This window comes from Microvirga aerilata, from assembly GCF_016743775.1.
Lineage (GTDB): Bacteria > Pseudomonadota > Alphaproteobacteria > Rhizobiales > Beijerinckiaceae > Microvirga > Microvirga aerilata.
Window position 1 is genome coordinate 1 of the sequence record NZ_JAEQMY010000376.1, and the last position, 538, is coordinate 538.

Sequence of the window (538 nt, forward strand, 5' to 3'; positions counted from 1 at the left end):
TCTTCAGCTTCCATGAGGGCAATCGCTGCCAGAACCGGAACGGCAGGCTGGCACACCGCCATCACATGCAGGTCGGGTCCCAGCGCCTCGAACATGGCGCGGCAGTAATCCACGTAATCCGAGAGATCGAACTGGCCCTCAGACAGGGGTACGTGCTTGGCATCGCTCCAGTCGGTGATGAACACCCGATGGCTGTCGAGGAATGCTGCCACCGTACCCCGTAGCAGGGTGGCGTAGTGGCCTGACATGGGAGCGACAATCAAGACCTTGGGCTTGTTCGACGGTGGTCCGAAGGCAATCACCCGGCAGAAGGGCTGCTGCCACACCACCCGTTCTGAGGCGGGAAGGTTGAATGTAGGTTTGGGGTAAGCGCGAGTGGTGCGCTCGAACAACTCGCAGGAGGCCACCAGAGCGCGACCGCCTGGAGTGTAGGTCACCGGGTTGAGAGAATGAGTGCAGGCGAGCTTTGTGAGATCGGCGATCATCCGAGCGGGAGAGAACGCAACCTGCGAGGCTTCATGCAACAGATACCACATAC

At 60.4% G+C, this 538-nt stretch carries 1 pseudogene; it reads right to left on the reverse strand.

What is annotated here, in order from left to right:
- A pseudogene (locus tag JKG68_RS32885) lies at nt 1-536 on the reverse strand (polyhydroxyalkanoate depolymerase); the annotation flags it as partial.
- Nucleotides 537-538: the final 2 nt, after the last annotated feature.